The sequence below is a fragment of the Citrobacter sp. Cpo147 genome, from assembly GCF_030332405.1.
In the GTDB taxonomy this organism is placed as follows: domain Bacteria; phylum Pseudomonadota; class Gammaproteobacteria; order Enterobacterales; family Enterobacteriaceae; genus Citrobacter; species Citrobacter portucalensis.
Genome location: NZ_JAOWHX010000030.1, coordinates 299,750 through 315,307 on the forward strand (window position 1 = coordinate 299,750; position 15,558 = coordinate 315,307).

Consider the following 15,558-nt stretch of genomic DNA (forward strand, 5'->3'; position numbering starts at 1 on the left):
CGTGACGGATAAAACGTTTTATCAATCACTTATATTTATACGCTCTATTATCGTTCGATAATGTGATTTGTACCGCACTAAAATTAGGTAAAACGTTTTATCTTCTCGCCATCATTAGTCAGCTAGCTTTTACGAGGAGTCGTTTGATGACGACGAGAACCACACCAAAAATTACGTTATGGGAATTTTTCCAGCAGTTGGGCAAAACCTTTATGCTGCCCGTGGCTCTGCTCTCATTCTGCGGGATCATGTTAGGGATCGGCAGCTCGTTAAGTAGTCATGATGTCTTAACGCTGATCCCGGCATTGGGTAATCCGGTACTGCAGGCTATTTTTACCTGGATGAGCAAAGTAGGCTCATTTGCGTTTAGCTTCTTACCTGTGATGTTCTGTATTGCCATACCTCTCGGCCTGGCTCGCGAGAACAAAGGCGTAGCGGCATTTGCCGGTTTTGTTGGTTATGCGGTGATGAACCTTGCCGTCAACTTCTGGTTAACTGCGAAAGGTATCTTACCTACCACAGATGCCGCGATCCTGAAGGCCAACAACGTGCAGAATATCCTGGGGATCCAGTCGATCGACACCGGGATCCTCGGCGCTGTAATTGCCGGGATCATCGTCTGGATGCTGCATGAACGTTTCCACAACATCCGCCTGCCGGATGCACTGGCCTTCTTCGGCGGTACCCGCTTTGTGCCAATTATCTCTTCGGTGGTGATGGGACTGGTCGGCCTGGTCATTCCCCTGGTTTGGCCGGTTTTCGCCATGGGCATTAACGGGCTCGGCCACATCATCAACAGCGCGGGTGAATTTGGTCCAATGCTGTTTGGTACCGGTGAACGTCTGCTGCTGCCGTTTGGTCTGCATCATATTCTGGTGGCGCTCATTCGCTTCACCGAAGCTGGCGGCACGCAGGAAGTCTGCGGTCACAGCGTAAGCGGCGCACTGACTATTTTCCAGGCTCAACTGAGCTGCCCGACAACACAAGGTTTCTCTGAAAGCGCAACCCGCTTCCTGTCGCAGGGTAAAATGCCAGCGTTCCTCGGTGGTTTGCCGGGGGCAGCGCTCGCGATGTACCACTGTGCTCGCCCTGAAAATCGTCATAAAATTAAAGGGTTATTAATTTCTGGCCTCATTGCCTGCGTGATCGGCGGTACAACAGAACCCCTTGAGTTCTTATTCCTGTTCGTTGCCCCAGTTCTGTATGTGATCCACGCCCTGCTGACCGGTCTTGGTTTCACCGTGATGGCGGTGCTTGGCGTCACCATCGGTAACACGGACGGTAACCTGATTGACTTTGTGGTGTTCGGCATCCTGCACGGGCTCTCAACCAAGTGGTATCTGGTCCCTGTTGTGGCGGCGATCTGGTTCGCGGTGTACTACGTGATCTTCCGTTTCGCCATCACACGTTTCAATCTGAAGACCCCGGGTCGTGACGTCGAAATTGCCAGCAATATCGAAAAAGTCATGGCGGGTGCACCGGGTAAATCCGGTTACAACGTCCCTGCCATTCTGGCGGCGCTGGGCGGTGCGGAAAACATTGTCAGCCTGGATAACTGCATTACCCGTCTGCGCTTGTCAGTGAAAGATATGTCGCTTGTTAACGTACAAGCGCTGAAGGACAATCGCGCCATTGGCGTAGTACAACTCAATCAGCATAACCTTCAGGTCGTTATTGGTCCGCAGGTCCAGTCAGTGAAAGACGAGATCGCCGTTCTGATGAACACCGTACAGGCATAAGGACAACAGTATGTTTGATTTTTCAAAGGTGGTGGACAGGCACGGTACCTGGTGTACCCAGTGGGATTACGTTGCCGACCGTTTTGGTTCAGCCGACCTGCTGCCGTTCACCATCTCCGATATGGATTTTGCCACCGCACCTTGCATTCTGGAGGCGCTGACTCAGCGCCTGTCACATGGCGTGCTGGGTTACAGCCGCTGGAAAAATGATGAATTTCTGGCGGCAATTAGTCATTGGTTTCTTACGCGTCATAATACCCAAATCGACCCTCAGTCGCTGGTTTATGGCCCCTCGGTCATCTATATGGTGTCGGAGCTGATCCGCCAGTGGTCTTCTGCGGGTGATGCGGTGGTAATTCATACACCGGCGTACGACGCGTTTTACAAAGCGATTGAAGGTAATCAGCGCCAGGTATGCGCTGTCGGACTTGAAAAGCGCGCTGACGGCTGGGTTTGCGACATGGTTGCGCTGGAAAAAGCGCTCTCCCGGCCTGAAAGTAAAATTCTTCTGCTTTGCAGTCCGCACAACCCAACCGGTAAGGTGTGGACGCGCGATGAACTGGAAACCATGGCGGAACTGTGTCAGCGCCACGGTGTAAAAGTCATTTCTGATGAGATCCATATGGATATGGTATGGGCAGACCAGCCGCACATCCCGTGGAGTAACGTCGCGCGCGACAGTTGGGCGCAGTTCACCTCCGGTTCAAAGAGCTTCAATATTCCGGCGTTAACCGGGGCTTACGGGATTATTGAGGATGAGCAGAGTCGCAACGATTACCTCAGTGCGTTAAAGGGTCGGGATGGTCTTTCCTCACCTGCAGTGCTCGCGCTTAGCGCACATATCGCAGCCTACCAACAGGGCGCTAGCTGGCTTGATGCGCTGCGGGATTACCTTGTCAGTAACCTGCATTACATCGCGCATGAGCTGAATAACGCATTCCCCGAACTGAACTGGCAGGTTCCGCAATCCACCTATCTGGCATGGATTGACTTGCGTCCACTCAACCTTGATGACCATGCACTGCAGGAAGCACTCATCCATCAGCAGAAAGTCGCCATCATGCCCGGATACACATACGGAGAAGAAGGACGAGGTTTTGTGCGCCTCAATGCCGGATGTCCACGTTCCAAACTTGAAAAAGGCGTTCAGGGGTTGATTAACGCCATCCGCACAATACGTTAAATAGTCTTGCGCAATGAAGAACTCATTGCGCAACTCCTAATATAAAAAAACAAATCTGTTTTCTATCGTTTTTTTAGTACCAATTCCTCCCTGACTTTTCCTGCCAGTAAAAATCAACAGCAATAAAAATCAAAAAGACAAAATACAAAGCTGAGAAGATAGCCGAATATAGCGCTGTTTTATATACATAAAAATCATGAATACAACACAAATAAACATTCACAAAAAGAATTTAACTTTTTTTTACTCCTGTCCCTAACGACATCCATTTTTCTTTGGTATATCCCTTTTAGTAATCAGCGTTATAGCCTCTCTTTTTATCCGGTTATTGCAACCTTTGCTGGTGTATTGCACATTCAGACGGGGTGCTTTATGACGATGAATTACATGAGTTATCGGCGCAAAAAAATATCTTTTACCCCTGGCCTGCGCGTTTTATTTCTCGGGGGTTTTCTTATTTCTTGCGCTCTATATTTATTTTTATAAAAACGGCCTTCCTGGTGTCATCTACAATGACATTGCTGTTTTATACTTTATGAGGAACATGTTAATTACGGGGCTGTTTTTTGCAACATACTATTTATATACGTTTAAGAATAAAAAAGAAAAGCATGGTAAAACAGTTATTTACGCCACTTATTTATGGTGCATGTTGCATCTGGTAATGGCTATCCTCTACTCCATCCGTATTACGCCAATATCGTTTCAGTTGGTTGATACAGAAACGTTTGAATGGCTTAGACCCTGGCGTGGTAGCTTTATTTATGTCCTCATTATCTTGTGGACCTGTATCGTTTTATTAGGGGCAAAATTAACCCAGCTAAAAACACAGTTTTGGGTAAGTATGTCACTGGTTGCCCTGAGCAATCTGTTAAGTGTCATCATTATGCTGAAGTACACGCATATAGACTCCGCTGGATGGTATCTCGCCAGAGGCCTGGAGTGCCTTAGCGCAATGGCCGTGATGATCGTGCTCATGTCTGATATTTTCAAGCGCTACAAAGCCTCACGTCAGGCCTATGAATTATCCTATGAAAATTCAGTCCGCGACCCGATGACCCGACTTTTCAACCGTGGCTATTTTTATAACGCACTCAGCAATGAGATTAAAATGACAGCAACCCATAAACCCCTTAGCATTGTCTTTTGCGACATTGATTTCTTTAAGTCGGTCAATGACACCTGGGGACATTTGCAGGGTGACAGAGTGATAATTAAACTGTCAGAAATTATGCAGCAACTGAGTCGGCGTAACGACATCGTGGCGCGTATTGGCGGAGAAGAGTTTGCTATTTTGCTACCTGAAACTAACGCTGATGCAGCATTTAACATCGCAGAGCGAATCAGAAAACACGTAGAACAACAAACTCAGACCACGACTAAAGGTGATTTTCCACGCATCATCACCATCAGCCTGGGTATCGTAACCTCAGTTGATAACCGTTCAGCCCCTGAACAACTTGCTGATTGCGCAGACCGCGCCCTGTATATGGCAAAAAACCGAGGCCGTAATTGCGTTGTGGCCTATTCTGGTGAAGAAGTTTAATAGCAAAGGAAAAGATCACCACCAGGGCGATCTTTTCCTCATGATCAGTTGGTAATTTTCATGTGCAGCTGGAATGCGTTAGTTTTCCCCTCATCCTTCGCCGCACCTTTTTGATATATTCTGATGGTATACTTACCGCTGGCAGGCAGTGTATTTTTATAAGTGTCACCACTCATCATGCCATCAAAAATGAATTGTTCGCCCGGCGCAATAATACTCATGAAAGGATGAGGCCAGGCGCTTTTCAAAACTGCTTGCATGGTCTGCCCTTTTTTGGCGACAAACGTATAATCTTTTGTTTTATCGCCCGTAATTGTCCCCTTGATATCTGCGCCACTGGTACCTTTCTTAAACTGGATTACATGCGTTTCATCCGCTTTATACGCCGCATGCGTAGGCACAGCTGCCATCAGCAAACTTCCACAGAACATTGTACTGACAATTAGCTTTACACTTTTCACTTTATTAATACCCTCAGTCGTTATTGTATTTTTATAACATACCTCGCTGCACATTCATAAACTGGAAAGTGTCCATTTTTCGCTATTAGCAATGTTACTCAATAAATATCTGAATAAAATAACACTGACAGGCAGTAATTATATAAAAACGAGGTAAATAATCTTAAAATAAAATCCCTTCATTACACACATGCTGCAGGAAATGCGTTATTGCTTACTTTACGCCCATCTTGCCACCGCAAGGCAAAAGCAGCGTGATACGGTCTCAAGGATCAGGCCGTCGGAACACCACTCTGTTGGAGCGCTAACAGCATGGTCAACAATTTGGCGATACTTGCTTCCCCATACCCCCGAACTCTGCACTGCTTTTTTTAAAGTTTTTAGAGGAACATTTTTCTGTTGTATAATGGCCTGCACTTTACCTAAATACACGAGTGCGACCATGATTGATACTTCCCTCCCCCTGACCGACGTCCATCGCCACCTTGATGGTAACATCCGTGCACAAACGATCCTGGATCTGGGTCGTCAGTTCAACTTAACGCTTCCGGCACAAACGTTGGAAACGCTGATCCCTCATGTGCAAGTCACATCAACTGAGCCGGATTTAGTGAGCTTTTTATCCAAGCTCGACTGGGGCGTGAAGGTACTGGCCTCGCTGGATGCGTGTCGTCGCGTGGCATTTGAAAATATTGAGGATGCCGCACGTAACGGCTTGCACTATGTTGAACTGCGTTTTTCCCCAGGATACATGGCGATGACGCATCAGCTCCCGGTTGCAGGTGTGGTTGAAGCCGTCATCGCAGGTGTACGCGAGGGTTGCAAGACCTTTGGCGTCGAAGCACGCTTAATTGGCATTATGAGCCGTACTTTTGGCGAAGCCGCCTGCCTGCAGGAACTGGATGCGCTGTTAGCCCACCGAGACCATATTACGGCACTGGATCTTGCCGGTGACGAACTGGGGTTCCCGGGCAGCCTGTTCCTGTCCCATTTCAACCAGGCTCGCGACGCCGGCTGGCGTATTACCGTTCATGCGGGCGAAGCCGCGGGACCAGAAAGCATCTGGCAGGCCATTAAAGAGCTAGGCGCTGAGCGTATTGGTCACGGCGTTAAAGCCGTTGAAGATCGTGCGTTGATGGATTACCTCGCCGAGCACCGTATCGGCATCGAATCCTGCCTGACATCAAACATTCAGACCAGCACCGTTGCCTCACTAGCGAACCATCCGCTGAAAACGTTCCTTGAGCATGGCGTTATCGCCAGTTTGAATACGGACGACCCGGCTGTTCAAGGTGTGGATATTATTCACGAGTACACCATTGCCGCACCCGCGGCAGGGTTAACGCGTGAACAGATACGTCAGGCCCAAATCAACGGTCTGGAAATGGCATTCCTGAGTAACGAAGAAAAACGAGCCTTGCGCGAGAAAGTCGCCGCAGCGTAACAGGTAAAGTGCCGGATGGCGCTAACGCTTATCCGGCCTACGTTGGTTTTGATTGTAGGCCGGATACGATGCCAGGAAGGTATCGCCTTGCGCCATTTACCTAATCAGGCAAGGCACAGCGTCGAACGATGTTTCGCGGATTCGAGACCCAGCTCAATCAGCTCCATAATTTGGATAGCCTGTCTCGCCGGTACCGGATTTTCACCGTTACCATTTAGCGCATCACGAATGCCAGCATAGTACGCCGGATAGTTGCCCGGTACAGTAAGCCAGGTTTCTTCGACCTGCTCTTCGCCTTCTACTCGCGTCAATACGCCATCGCGCATATCATAACCCCAGTCTTCCTGTGGCAGTCGTTCGCCATTTTTCAGGCGCTCTTCCTGCGGGTCAAGACCATACTTCACATAGCTGCCACGCGATCCGTGCACAATATAGCGGGCCGATTCTGCGGCAGCGAGCATGGTGCCATGCAAGATCACACGACGCTGCGGATACGTCAGGATGGCATGGAAGTAATCCGTCGCCTGCGCGCCCGGGCGCAGCTGGGCAAGGTCTACCGTCAGGCTGACGGGCAAACCAAACAGGTTAATCGCCTGATCCAAAAGATGCGGTGCTAAATCGTACCAGATACCGCTTCCCGGACCGCCCTGTTCACGCCAACGATCACGAACCTGCGGGCGGAAACGATCGAAATGGGATTCGAAATACGCCACCTCTCCCAAAACACCATCCGCCAGCAGAGCTTTCAGCGTCAGAAAATCACTGTCCCAGCGACGGTTATGGAACACAGACAGCACGCGCCCGAGGCTGCGCGCCAGCGCATCCAGCTCACGAGCTTGTGACAGTGTCACGGTAAAAGGTTTATCAACAACCACGTGTTTGCCCGCTTCCAGCGCAGCTTTCGCTAACGGAAAGTGCGTGTCGTTAGGCGTGGGGATCACAATCAGGTCGATATTTGGATCGTTAAAAAGATGCTTAGGCTCAGCAACAACCGCCACCGTAGGCCAGTCTGCCTTCACTTTTGCTTCATCACTACTGGAAACTGCAGCCAGTTCCAGGCCCGGCGTGCCCACAATCAGGGGGGCATGGAAGGTTTTGCTGGCATAACCATAGCCAATTAGCCCAACGCGGATGTTGTCACTCATATTATTGCCTCTCAATTCAGGACTGACCTATTTCACACCATACCTTGCAACGTCTCAATAGTTTAATAACCTTTGCGCTACAAAGGTTGTTTTTAACTTAAGTCAAACATATGCCACTTATGCTTAACTTGCAGCGAAAAAGAGGTAGAAATCGTTCCCAATCATCTTGCTGTATTAATGAGAGATTAGTAACATTTGCAGCCTGTGTTTATGGATAAATCAAAGCAAATGTCATCAGTAATGAATCGTCTTATTGAATTAACAGGTTGGATTGTTCTCGCCGTCTCCGTGATCCTGCTGGGTGTTGCCAATCATATTGACAATTACCAGCCGCCAGAGCCCGTTGCCGCAGTGCAGAAAAAATAAGCATCCGCAGCCTTTTATTGCCCGGCAATTAACATTGGTAGTTGCAGGGCTTGCCGGGAAAAGATCGCTTTCTGTCAAATAAAGGGAATTATGCCGCATCCCGCTCCGCTGCATATTGCCAGCGATCGCTAAGCGCGTTACCCTTGCCAAAGACGCGCATAGCGCCTGCTTTTCACAGGTATGAACACTCTTCTTAAATTTGCACGTAAATCCGCTTTTACCTGTGCACGTGGTTTATTTTTATATTTTCTACTCCGTTGGTATTATTTTATTAATATGGATCTGCATTTATGACTGTTCAGGATTACTTATTAAAATTCCGCAAAATCAGTTCACTCGAAAGTCTGGAAAAGCTGTTCGACCATCTAAACTACACGCTCACCGACGATAGCGACATCATCAATATGTACCGTGCCGCAGACCATCGCCGTGCGGAGCTTATATCCGGAGGCCGTCTGTTTGATGTTGGTCAGGTACCTAAATCAGTCTGGCATTACGTGCAATAAAGAAGAAAGTAGCGCTCAACGTTAAAAGCTTTATAATAATTGCCCCAAAATAAATGGCATGATTGATTGCGCGCGTAAACCTGGAGAAGAGATGACTACCACACCGGCACAACGTATCGGAGGCTGGCTACTTGGGCCACTGGCCTGGCTGTTAGTCGCGTTGTTGAGCGCTTCGCTGGCGTTATTACTTTATGTCACTGCGCTGGCTACACCGCAAACCTTCAAAACGCTGGGTGAGCAAAGTACGGCAAACTTGCTGTTATGGGGCGTCTCTTTTGTTACCGCGATCGCCATGTGGTATTACACACTGTGGCTGACGATTGCGTTTTTCAAACGCCGAGCCTGTGTGCCTAAACATTACATTCTGTGGCTGCTGATCTCCGTGTTGCTGGCGATTAAAGCGTTTGCGTTTTCACCCGTTCCAGACGCTTTTGCCGTGCGCCAACTGCTGTTCCCATTACTGGCCGCAGCACTGTTGGTGCCCTACTTCAAACGATCGCAGCGCGTTAAATCGACGTTTGTGAACCCGTAATAACCCTACAGTTAACCTGTTGTCGCCTGTTGTAGATTGTCAGATAATAGGCGGCTTTTTTATTTCAGGCCGAAAAATGACTGATTACCTGCTGCTGTTTGTCGGAACTGTACTGGTCAATAACTTTGTACTGGTCAAGTTTCTGGGCCTCTGCCCGTTTATGGGTGTTTCCAAAAAACTGGAAACCGCAATGGGTATGGGCCTTGCCACGACGTTTGTCATGACGCTGGCCTCCATTTGCGCATGGCTGATTGATACCTGGATCCTAATCCCGCTCAATCTCATCTATCTGCGCACGCTGGCTTTTATTCTGGTTATCGCCGTCGTCGTGCAGTTTACCGAAATGGTTGTGCGTAAAACCAGCCCTGCGCTGTACCGCCTGCTGGGGATCTTCCTACCGCTGATCACCACTAACTGCGCAGTGTTAGGTGTGGCGCTACTGAACATCAACCTCGGCCATAACTTTTTACAGTCGGCGCTATACGGTTTTTCCGCCGCCGTCGGCTTCTCGCTGGTGATGGTACTGTTCGCTGCGATCCGCGAACGCCTCGCCGTAGCGGACGTCCCAGCGCCGTTTCGCGGCAATGCGATTGCGCTGATTACTGCTGGTTTAATGTCATTGGCCTTTATGGGCTTTAGTGGTTTGGTGAAGTTGTAATGAATGCTATCTGGATTGCCGTTGCCGCAGTGAGTCTACTGGGTCTGGCGTTCGGCGCTATTTTGGGGTACGCCTCGCGACGTTTTGCCGTTGAAGATGATCCGGTCGTGGAGAAAATTGATGAAATTCTCCCGCAAAGCCAGTGTGGACAGTGCGGCTATCCGGGCTGTCATCCTTACGCTGAAGCGATAGGCTCTCAGGGTGAAAAAATTAACCGTTGCGCCCCCGGTGGCGAAGCGGTGATGTTAAAAATTGCCGCTCTGCTGAACGTCGACCCGCAACCTATTGATGGCGATGAACAAGACGTTACGCCGGTGCGAATGCTGGCGGTCATTGATGAAAATAACTGTATTGGGTGCACTAAGTGTATTCAGGCCTGCCCGGTCGATGCGATCGTGGGCGCGACCCGCTCCATGCACACGGTAATGAGCGATCTCTGCACCGGGTGCAACCTGTGCGTTGACCCGTGCCCGACGCAATGTATTGAATTACGCCCGGTAGCCGAGACACCCGATAGTTGGAAATGGGATTTAAACACCATCCCTGTGCGCATCATTCCCGTGGAACAACATGTTTAAGTTATTCTCTGCATTCAGAAAAAATAAAATCTGGGACTTTGATGGCGGCATTCATCCGCCAGAAATGAAAACCCAGTCAAACGGAACGCCGTTGCGACAGGTTCCGCTGGCGCCGCGTTTCGTTATTCCGCTGAAACAACATATTGGTGCGGAGGGTGAACTGTGCGTAAACGTGGGTGACACCGTGCTGCGTGGTCAGGCCTTAACCCGCGGGCGTGGCAAAATGCTTCCAGTCCATGCGCCAACATCAGGCACCGTGGTTGCTATTGCGCCGCATTCCACCGCACATCCTTCGGCACTCGCTGAGCTGAGCGTCATCATAGACGCCGATGGCGAAGACCGCTGGATTGAGCGAGACGGCTGGACCGACTACCGCTCCCACAGCCGGGAAGAGCTGATTGCGCGTATTCATCAGTACGGCGTCGCCGGACTGGGTGGCGCGGGTTTTCCCACCGGCGTTAAACTGCAGGGCGGTGGAGATAAAATTGAAACCCTGATCATTAACGCCGCCGAATGCGAGCCGTACATTACGGCAGATGACCGCCTGATGCAGGACTGTGCCGCTCAGGTCGTCGAAGGTATCCGCATCCTGGCGCACATTCTTCAGCCACGCGAGATCCTCCTTGGTATCGAAGATAACAAACCGCAGGCAATATCTATGCTGCGCGCGGTGCTGGCTGATTCACACGACATTAGCCTACGCGTGATCCCCACCAAGTACCCGTCCGGCGGGGCCAAGCAGTTAACACAAATCCTGACCGGCAAGCAGGTTCCCCACGGCGGACGCTCCTCTGATATCGGCGTATTGATGCAAAACGTCGGAACCGCCTATGCAATTAAACGGGCAGTAATTGACGGAGAGCCGATCACCGAACGTGTCGTGACGCTTACCGGTGAAGCCGTCAGCCGTCCGGGCAACGTCTGGGCGCGTTTAGGCACGCCGGTTCGTCATCTGCTCAACGATGCGGGCTTCTGCCCTTCCGCCGACCAGATGGTGATTATGGGCGGGCCGCTGATGGGCTTTACGCTGCCGTGGCTGGATGTCCCGGTGGTGAAGATAACCAACTGTCTTCTGGCACCCTCTGCCAGTGAAATGGGTGAAACACCGGAAGAGAAAGGCTGCATTCGCTGTAGCGCATGCGCCGATGCCTGTCCGGCGGATCTCCTGCCACAACAACTTTATTGGTTCAGTAAAGGGCAACAGCACGACAAGGCAACGGCCCATAATATCGCCGACTGCATTGAGTGCGGTGCCTGCGCTTGGGTATGCCCAAGCAATATTCCGTTGGTGCAATATTTCCGTCAGGAAAAAGCCGAGATTTACGCCATTAGCCAGGAAGAAAAACGCGCCGCTGAAGCGAAAGCTCGGTTTGAAGCCCGCCAGGCGCGCCTTGAACGTGAAAAAGCAGCGCGTCTTGAACGCCATAAGAGCGCTGCTGCTCAGCCGGCGGCCAAAGATCATGATGCCATTGCTGCCGCGCTGGCTCGTGTAAAAGAAAAGCAGGCTCAGGCGCTACAGCCAGTGGTCATTCAGGCAGGCGTAAAACCTGACAATAGTGCCGTGATTGCCGCGCGCGAGGCGCGTAAGGCGCAAGCTCGTGCCTCCCGTAAGGAAAATCCGCCGCAAAGTGATGGCAGCAGCACGGGTACAGACCCGCGTAAAGCCGCCGTGGAAGCGGCAATTGCCCGTGCCAAAGCCCGCAAACTTGAACAAGAACTGGTAACGGAAACGGCCGAACCGGCTGATCCGCGTAAAGCCGCCGTGGAAGCGGCAATTGCCCGCGCCAAAGCCCGCAAACTTGAACAAGAACAGGTAACGGAAACGGCCGAACCGGCTGATCCGCGTAAAGCCGCCGTCGAAGCGGCAATCGCCCGCGCCAAAGCCCGCAAACATGAGCAAGAAGCGGTAACGGAAACGGCCGAACCGGTTGATCCGCGTAAAGCCGCCGTGGAAGCAGCAATCGCCCGCGCCAAGGCCCGCAAGCTCGAGCAGCAGGCGGTAGCTGAAACAGCCGAGCCGGTTGATCCACGTAAAGCCGCCGTCGCGGCCGCTATCGCACGCGCTCAGGCTAAGAAAGCCGCACAGCAGCAGGTTGTAAACGAGGAATAAATGGTATTCAGAATAGCAAGCTCCCCTTATACCCATAACCAGCGCCAGACATCGCGTATCATGATGCTGGTATTACTTGCTGCATTGCCGGGGATCGCCGCTCAGCTGTGGTTCTTTGGCTGGGGCACGTTGTTCCAGATAGTTCTCGCATCCATCAGCGCTATTGCTGCCGAAGCGGGTGTGCTTAAACTGCGTAAACAACCCATTGTGCCGATTTTAAAAGACAACTCTGCGTTACTCACCGGGTTGCTTTTGGCCGTCAGTATTCCGCCCCTCGCGCCATGGTGGATGGTGGTATTAGGCACGGTATTTGCGGTTATCATTGCGAAACAGCTGTATGGCGGGCTCGGGCAGAACCCGTTTAACCCTGCCATGATTGGTTATGTCGTGCTGCTCATCTCATTTCCGGTACAGATGACCAGTTGGCTTCCGCCGCATGAAATTGCGGCCACGGTGCCTGGTTTTTTTGACGCCCTGAACGTTATCTTTAACGGACATACCGCCAGCGGTGGGGATATGAATTCGCTGCGTATGGGCATCGATGGTATCAGTCAGGCAACGCCTCTTGATACCTTTAAGACATCCCTGCATGCAGGACGTACCGTTGAGCAGGTGATGCAATACCCGATCTACAGCGGCATGCTGGCAGGCGCTGGCTGGCAGTGGGTGAACCTTGCCTGGCTGGTGGGCGGTATCGTGCTGTTATGGCAAAAAGCGATTCGCTGGCATATCCCGGTTAGCTTCCTGCTGTCACTCGCCGTTTGTGCCACTTTGGGCTGGATATTTTCGCCAGAATCGCTGGCCTCGCCTCAGTTGCACCTCCTTTCCGGCGCGACAATGTTAGGTGCGTTCTTTATTCTTACCGATCCCGTTACGGCATCAACAACCAACCGCGGTCGCCTGATTTTTGGCGCACTTGCTGGCCTGTTAGTATGGTTGATTCGCAGTTTTGGCGGTTATCCTGATGGCGTGGCTTTTGCCGTATTGCTGGCGAATATCACGGTTCCCCTGATTGATTATTACACTCGCCCTCGCGTGTACGGACATCGCTAAGGAGTCCCTATGCTGAAAACGATTCGTAAACACGGTATTACGCTGGCGCTGTTTGCCGCAGGCTCGACGGGGTTAACTGCAGCAATCAATCAATTAACCAAGTCAACCATTGATGAACAGGCCGCGATACAGCAAAAAACGCTGTTCGATCAGGTTCTGCCTGGCGATCGCTACAATAATAACTTGTCTGAAAGTTGCTATCTGGTCGATGCACCGGCGTTGGGCAAAGGTACGCATCGCGTATATATTGCCCGCCAGGACGATCGCCCCGTTGCAGCAATTCTTGAAGCTACGGCGCCAGATGGTTATTCCGGAGCGATTCAACTACTGGTGGGTGTCGATTTCACGGGTACCGTGTTGGGTACGCGGGTTACCGAACACCATGAAACGCCGGGGCTGGGCGATAAAATCGAACTGCGCCTGTCCGACTGGATCACCCATTTTAGCGGTAAAACAATTTCTGCGGATAACGACTCTCACTGGGCTGTGAAAAAAGATGGCGGCGACTTTGACCAGTTTACTGGCGCAACCATTACACCCCGTGCAGTAGTTAACGCGGTTAAACGTGCCGGCCTGTATGCGCAGACACTGCCTGCGCAACTCCCTCAACTTAGCGCCTGTGGAGAATAACCATGAGCGAAATTAAAGACGTTATTGTCCAGGGGTTATGGAAAAATAACTCCGCGCTTGTGCAGCTACTCGGGATGTGTCCGCTGTTAGCCGTCACCTCTACCGCCACTAACGCGCTGGGTCTGGGACTCGCGACTACGCTCGTCCTGACGCTGACCAACCTGACGATTTCAGCACTCCGTCGCTGGACACCGCCTGAAATTCGCATTCCGATTTATGTCATGATCATCGCCTCCGTGGTGAGCGCGGTGCAGATGTTGATCAATGCCTACGCCTTCGGCCTGTATCAATCTCTGGGCATCTTCATCCCGCTGATTGTGACTAACTGTATTGTTGTTGGCCGTGCAGAAGCCTTCGCCGCCAAAAAGGGCCCTGCGTTATCCGCACTTGATGGTTTCTCTATCGGCATGGGCGCAACCGGTGCCATGTTTGTTCTGGGTTCGCTGCGTGAAATAATTGGTAACGGTACACTGTTTGATGGTGCAGACGGTTTGTTGGGTAGCTGGGCCAAAGTCTTGCGCGTTGAGATCTTCCATACTGATACGCCGTTTCTGCTGGCCATGCTGCCACCGGGCGCGTTTATTGGCCTGGGTCTGATGCTGGCAGTGAAGTATCTGATTGATGAGAAAATGAAGAAACGTCGTGCCGAGGCGGCTGTCGCGGACAGTCCCGCGGGTGAAACAGGGAATGCGTAATGAACAAAGCAAAACGTCTGGAAATACTGACGCGCCTGCGGGATAACAACCCGCATCCGACAACCGAGCTTAATTTTACATCGCCGTTTGAACTGTTGATTTCAGTCTTACTCTCCGCACAAGCGACCGATGTCAGTGTCAATAAAGCGACGGCTAAGCTATATCCCGTCGCCAATACGCCTGCCGCGATGCTGGAGCTCGGTGTTGAAGGTGTTAAGTCCTACATCAAGACAATCGGTTTGTTTAACAGCAAAGCGGAAAACGTAATTAAAACCTGCCGCATTCTGCTGGAACAACACAATGGTGAAGTACCTGAAGACCGTGCGGCGTTAGAAGCTCTCCCCGGAGTTGGGCGAAAGACAGCTAATGTGGTGTTAAATACCGCCTTTGGCTGGCCCACTATCGCTGTAGATACCCACATTTTTCGCGTCTGTAATCGCACGCAATTCGCCCCGGGTAAAAATGTCGAGCAGGTTGAAGAGAAGCTGCTGAAAGTCGTACCCAGTGAATTTAAAGTCGATTGCCATCACTGGTTAATTCTTCACGGCCGCTACACCTGCATCGCCAGAAAGCCGCGCTGTGGTTCCTGTATTATTGAAGATCTCTGCGAATTCAAAGAGAAAGTCGATATCTAATGCTGCCGGGGCATCCTCCTCGGCCCTTACATACATAACGATTAGTTATGCACTCCCCAGAGTTTATTTTCCCGACAATGATGCCATTCAATTGCTCATATCTAATGCAATATTCTTGTTAATTAACACCTGAGCAGGTTAATCGTTTTTTTAGCAAAAGAAATTTCTATCTATACGTGATCCAGATCATCCAGCTAACACAATGTTAATAAATTTTTATTTTTTAGTTAAGGTGACAATTGGATGACCTAACTGCACAGTTTCCAAACAAAACATT

At 50.8% G+C, this 15,558-nt stretch carries 17 protein-coding genes; 14 read left to right on the forward strand and 3 right to left on the reverse strand.

Annotated features, from left to right (window positions below; all coding sequences use genetic code 11):
- Positions 1-146 precede the first annotated feature (146 nt).
- The 3 genes from malX (at position 147) to OGY06_RS04030 (ending at position 4,468) form a co-directional block, all read left to right on the forward strand.
- Positions 147-1,739 carry a maltose/glucose-specific PTS transporter subunit IIBC gene (gene malX, locus OGY06_RS04020; RefSeq protein WP_048226592.1) on the forward strand — a complete coding sequence of 531 codons (1,593 nt, stop codon included), beginning with the start codon at positions 147-149 and terminating at the stop codon, positions 1,737-1,739.
- A gap of 10 nt (positions 1,740-1,749) precedes the next feature.
- Entirely contained in the window at positions 1,750-2,922 is a 1,173-nt protein-coding gene (locus tag OGY06_RS04025; RefSeq protein ID WP_267387279.1) for a MalY/PatB family protein, read from the forward strand.
- Positions 2,923-3,316: 394 nt separating this feature from the next.
- On the forward strand, positions 3,317-4,468 hold the full coding sequence (locus tag OGY06_RS04030) for a GGDEF domain-containing protein (RefSeq protein WP_267387458.1): 1,152 nt from the start codon (positions 3,317-3,319) through the stop codon (positions 4,466-4,468).
- 44 nt (positions 4,469-4,512) lie between these two features.
- Here the strand turns inward: OGY06_RS04030 and OGY06_RS04035 are convergent, their stop codons facing one another.
- The gene (locus OGY06_RS04035) at positions 4,513-4,878 is read right to left on the reverse strand and encodes a DNA breaking-rejoining protein (protein WP_286604781.1); all 366 of its coding nucleotides are present in this window, start codon (positions 4,876-4,878) and stop codon (positions 4,513-4,515) included.
- Between the two features lie 270 nt (positions 4,879-5,148).
- A complete protein-coding gene (locus tag OGY06_RS04040; protein WP_063941553.1) occupies positions 5,149-5,373 on the reverse strand; it encodes a hypothetical protein in 225 nt (74 codons plus the stop codon).
- Here OGY06_RS04040 and add point away from each other — a divergent pair.
- Positions 5,372-6,373 carry an adenosine deaminase gene (gene add, locus OGY06_RS04045; RefSeq protein WP_003832808.1) on the forward strand — a complete coding sequence of 334 codons (1,002 nt, stop codon included), beginning with the start codon at positions 5,372-5,374 and terminating at the stop codon, positions 6,371-6,373. The genes OGY06_RS04040 and add overlap by 2 nt on opposite strands.
- Before the next feature lie 104 nt (positions 6,374-6,477).
- On the opposite strand, the gene OGY06_RS04050 is transcribed toward add, so the two are convergent.
- Complete coding sequence (locus OGY06_RS04050) at positions 6,478-7,518, reverse strand: oxidoreductase (protein WP_003832806.1); 1,041 nt, start codon at positions 7,516-7,518, stop codon at positions 6,478-6,480.
- A gap of 240 nt (positions 7,519-7,758) precedes the next feature.
- Here OGY06_RS04050 and blr point away from each other — a divergent pair, with 240 nt between their 5' ends.
- From blr to nth, 10 genes are all read left to right on the forward strand, one after another.
- Positions 7,759-7,884, forward strand: a complete 126-nt coding sequence (blr, locus tag OGY06_RS04055) for a division septum protein Blr (RefSeq protein WP_003029134.1) — start codon at positions 7,759-7,761, stop codon at positions 7,882-7,884.
- 290 nt (positions 7,885-8,174) lie between these two features.
- On the forward strand, positions 8,175-8,390 hold the full coding sequence (gene ydgT / locus OGY06_RS04060) for a transcription modulator YdgT (protein ID WP_003832804.1): 216 nt from the start codon (positions 8,175-8,177) through the stop codon (positions 8,388-8,390).
- A gap of 91 nt (positions 8,391-8,481) precedes the next feature.
- Positions 8,482-8,922, forward strand: coding sequence for a DUF2569 domain-containing protein (locus tag OGY06_RS04065; RefSeq protein ID WP_003832803.1), 441 nt, complete (start codon positions 8,482-8,484; stop codon positions 8,920-8,922).
- Positions 8,923-8,998: 76 nt separating this feature from the next.
- A complete protein-coding gene (gene rsxA, locus OGY06_RS04070) occupies positions 8,999-9,580 on the forward strand; it encodes an electron transport complex subunit RsxA (RefSeq protein WP_003029144.1) in 582 nt (193 codons plus the stop codon).
- On the forward strand, positions 9,580-10,158 hold the full coding sequence (gene rsxB, locus OGY06_RS04075) for an electron transport complex subunit RsxB (protein WP_003832800.1): 579 nt from the start codon (positions 9,580-9,582) through the stop codon (positions 10,156-10,158). The genes rsxA and rsxB overlap by 1 nt, the downstream gene beginning before the upstream one ends.
- Positions 10,151-12,268 (forward strand): electron transport complex subunit RsxC, encoded by a 2,118-nt coding sequence (gene rsxC / locus OGY06_RS04080; RefSeq protein WP_213194265.1) that lies wholly within the window; start codon positions 10,151-10,153, stop codon positions 12,266-12,268. The genes rsxB and rsxC overlap by 8 nt, the downstream gene beginning before the upstream one ends.
- Entirely contained in the window at positions 12,269-13,321 is a 1,053-nt protein-coding gene (gene rsxD / locus OGY06_RS04085; protein ID WP_003832796.1) for an electron transport complex subunit RsxD, read from the forward strand.
- A 9-nt stretch (positions 13,322-13,330) separates the two neighbouring features.
- Complete coding sequence (gene rsxG / locus OGY06_RS04090) at positions 13,331-13,951, forward strand: electron transport complex subunit RsxG (protein ID WP_128316559.1); 621 nt, start codon at positions 13,331-13,333, stop codon at positions 13,949-13,951.
- A gap of 2 nt (positions 13,952-13,953) precedes the next feature.
- A complete protein-coding gene (locus tag OGY06_RS04095) occupies positions 13,954-14,646 on the forward strand; it encodes an electron transport complex subunit E (RefSeq protein WP_126956307.1) in 693 nt (230 codons plus the stop codon).
- Positions 14,646-15,281 carry an endonuclease III gene (gene nth / locus OGY06_RS04100; protein ID WP_003029161.1) on the forward strand — a complete coding sequence of 212 codons (636 nt, stop codon included), beginning with the start codon at positions 14,646-14,648 and terminating at the stop codon, positions 15,279-15,281. Before OGY06_RS04095 ends, nth begins: the two co-directional genes overlap by 1 nt.
- Positions 15,282-15,558: the final 277 nt, after the last annotated feature.

Bases quoted from the DNA above. Each gene is read 5' to 3' on its own strand.
- malX (WP_048226592.1), top strand. From the start codon at position 147: ATGACGACGAGAACCACACCAAAAATTACGTTATGGGAATTTTTCCAG.
- OGY06_RS04025 (WP_267387279.1), top strand. From the start codon at position 1,750: ATGTTTGATTTTTCAAAGGTGGTGGACAGGCACGGTACCTGGTGTACC.
- OGY06_RS04035 (WP_286604781.1), bottom strand. From the start codon at position 4,878: ATGGCAGCTGTGCCTACGCATGCGGCGTATAAAGCGGATGAAACGCAT.
- add (WP_003832808.1), top strand. From the start codon at position 5,372: ATGATTGATACTTCCCTCCCCCTGACCGACGTCCATCGCCACCTTGAT.
- OGY06_RS04040 (WP_063941553.1), bottom strand. From the start codon at position 5,373: ATGGTCGCACTCGTGTATTTAGGTAAAGTGCAGGCCATTATACAACAG.
- OGY06_RS04050 (WP_003832806.1), bottom strand. From the start codon at position 7,518: ATGAGTGACAACATCCGCGTTGGGCTAATTGGCTATGGTTATGCCAGC.
- blr (WP_003029134.1), top strand. From the start codon at position 7,759: ATGAATCGTCTTATTGAATTAACAGGTTGGATTGTTCTCGCCGTCTCC.
- ydgT (WP_003832804.1), top strand. From the start codon at position 8,175: ATGACTGTTCAGGATTACTTATTAAAATTCCGCAAAATCAGTTCACTC.
- OGY06_RS04065 (WP_003832803.1), top strand. From the start codon at position 8,482: ATGACTACCACACCGGCACAACGTATCGGAGGCTGGCTACTTGGGCCA.
- rsxA (WP_003029144.1), top strand. From the start codon at position 8,999: ATGACTGATTACCTGCTGCTGTTTGTCGGAACTGTACTGGTCAATAAC.
- rsxB (WP_003832800.1), top strand. From the start codon at position 9,580: ATGAATGCTATCTGGATTGCCGTTGCCGCAGTGAGTCTACTGGGTCTG.
- rsxC (WP_213194265.1), top strand. From the start codon at position 10,151: ATGTTTAAGTTATTCTCTGCATTCAGAAAAAATAAAATCTGGGACTTT.
- rsxD (WP_003832796.1), top strand. From the start codon at position 12,269: ATGGTATTCAGAATAGCAAGCTCCCCTTATACCCATAACCAGCGCCAG.
- rsxG (WP_128316559.1), top strand. From the start codon at position 13,331: ATGCTGAAAACGATTCGTAAACACGGTATTACGCTGGCGCTGTTTGCC.
- OGY06_RS04095 (WP_126956307.1), top strand. From the start codon at position 13,954: ATGAGCGAAATTAAAGACGTTATTGTCCAGGGGTTATGGAAAAATAAC.
- nth (WP_003029161.1), top strand. From the start codon at position 14,646: ATGAACAAAGCAAAACGTCTGGAAATACTGACGCGCCTGCGGGATAAC.